Below are 2,222 nucleotides of genomic sequence, written 5' to 3' on the forward strand. Positions count from 1 at the left end.
TCATTGCCAATCGCAGACGCTTCGTTAATATCATTGCCAACCGCAGACGCTTCGTTAATATCATTGCCAACCGCAGACGCTTCGTTAATATCATCTTCAAGCTGTTGGCTCGTCAGATCACTTATCTGATGCCAGAACGCAGGCCAAAATTGAACGTCATGGGCATTCCACGCTTCTATCCGCTGATTAGCCTTCCAAAGATAAGGCTGGGAAGCGGGTTTTTTCAGCGTTTGTTTTTCTTCTTCCGTCAGGGGAAATACGCTATTGGCGTCCACGCCTGTCGGGCCAAACTCATCATTAAACCAGCATTGCTGCCAGTATCGGTACAGTGACCGGTTGAGAATATCCTGCGACTCATCCGGCTCCGGCGAAAGACCGGATGCCTGCCATCTGGCCTGAGCGACCCTCTTAATGATTTCCGTTTTGGCTTTCTCTCCGTCCAGACGAGTGTTAATGCGAATTTCATGGCGTTTTTCATCAATACTGTTGCGATTACTGCGTCGTATCAACCAGGGCCGATCAATGCCCGATACCGTTTGGGTGAACCATTCGCACAGTCCGGAATCAAGTGTTTCTTTACTAATGGCAAGAGCCGATGACTCGGGCAGTTCCTCCAGTGACAGGTGGGCGGCCATCAGGTAAAGCCGGTAGTGCTGATTGAGGCATTGATGAAGTGCTTTTTCGGTAAAATCGCCTCCTCTGAGAACCGCTTTGGCGACATTCTGTAAATCGCGACTGGTTGGCTGTAACGGCAGGTTTTTCCGTTTCAGGCAAGCCCTTAGCTGACAATGTTGTTTTGTCAGCTTTTCGGCCACGGTTTTCCCCTCGGGGGTCTGTGGCAACACTTTCTCAGCAATGGCCTGCAATTCTTCCGGGTTATACTGCCGGATGGGCAGATGTCGGAAACGCCCTTTCAGCGCCGGTGACAGGGGTTTTCTCCCGCTATACTCAGGCGGGTTGATGGTGGCAAACAGATGGAAACCCGGATGGGCGTCACCGGCCAGAATATCGTTCAGCTCACCTTCCAGATGCTGGCTGTCGATCAGATTCATTTCCGAAATCACCACGATGCCACCTTGCACTTTTGCCTTCTGGATCGTTTCACACACTTTCTCCCAGGAACAATCACAGGCATTCAGGAGAAAAACTTCCGGCATGGATTCTCCCCGTTGCTCAGCCTGCTGTTTGACGCTTTCAATTACCAGGTTGAGCGTGGCATCCTTGCCCCGTCCCGCCGGTCCTTCAATCAGTGTCGCCTGACGACCGTCGTGTTTCCTGTTGAGATGATAAGCCTGCTGACAGCGGCTTAAATCCTGCCCAAGCCGTTGCACCAGCTCAATGACTGCCGAGCCGGAGGTATCAAACTCAGGTCGGGTTTGTTCGGTGAATTGCATGAAGGGCTGCTGTATATCCTTCAGGTTCTGTGTATGAACTTTGTCGCTCAGGGTGTTGTCCGGTTCGTAACGGGCAGCAAACCAGATGTCCAGTGCTGACAGGGCATCCTGATGCGTCTCGGTGATTTCGGGACTCAGTACATCCCGAAAACTTTGTTGGATCAAACTGTTCATATGCTTACAGGTAACACTGTCGTTTACGGGTAGGGCACGATCCAGATACCAACCTACCCAACTGCAGATATCCGTTAAATCCCTGGGGGTAAACTCATGCTCGGGCAACAGCTCCTGATAATATTGCCACATTGCCATCACACTCTTGGTGGCACTGTGTGCAATGTCGTTTATTTGATGTTCCGGCAGATGCCGTTGCAGCTGATTGATCAGAGCGGGTTCCACCACCCTGTCCCGAAGAAAAGCCTGGTCCAGGCGTGGGTAATAAGCTCTGGGCAATTTTTCTCTCAGGGCCGGGTCCAGCTGGCGCCCGGCGTAATGATCCGGGTTACCGGTGAGAATCACCCGATGTTTCGCGCTGACCTTGACAGGATGACCGTTCACATAGATGCAGGGTTGCGGTTCCCACAAGCCGTTCAATGATGCCAGCAATCCGGCCCGGGCCAGGTTAGCCTCATCCAGCACCAGGGTAATGTATTCTCCGTCTTTGTCGGATTTGGTATTGGCCCATTCCATCAATGCCCGGTTTTGCTGTGCCATAGAGCGGTCGCCATCGGCGTGGTGTTGCCACTGCCAGCGTTTCATCAGGGTCTGTTCGCTGTCAGAAGGTCCAAGGGAAATGACTGCTGCCTGTCCTGAAGCCTTTGCCATTTT

Annotated in this window: 1 protein-coding gene; it reads right to left on the reverse strand. The window is 52.3% G+C overall.

The genetic code is table 11. The features are described 5' to 3' along the window. On the reverse strand, window positions 1-2,222 hold a 2,222-nt coding region (locus tag KBW69_RS23265; RefSeq protein WP_257282514.1), incomplete at both ends, for a hypothetical protein.

It is taken from the genome of Endozoicomonas sp. ISHI1, from assembly GCF_024606225.1.
Lineage (GTDB): Bacteria > Pseudomonadota > Gammaproteobacteria > Pseudomonadales > Endozoicomonadaceae > Endozoicomonas_A.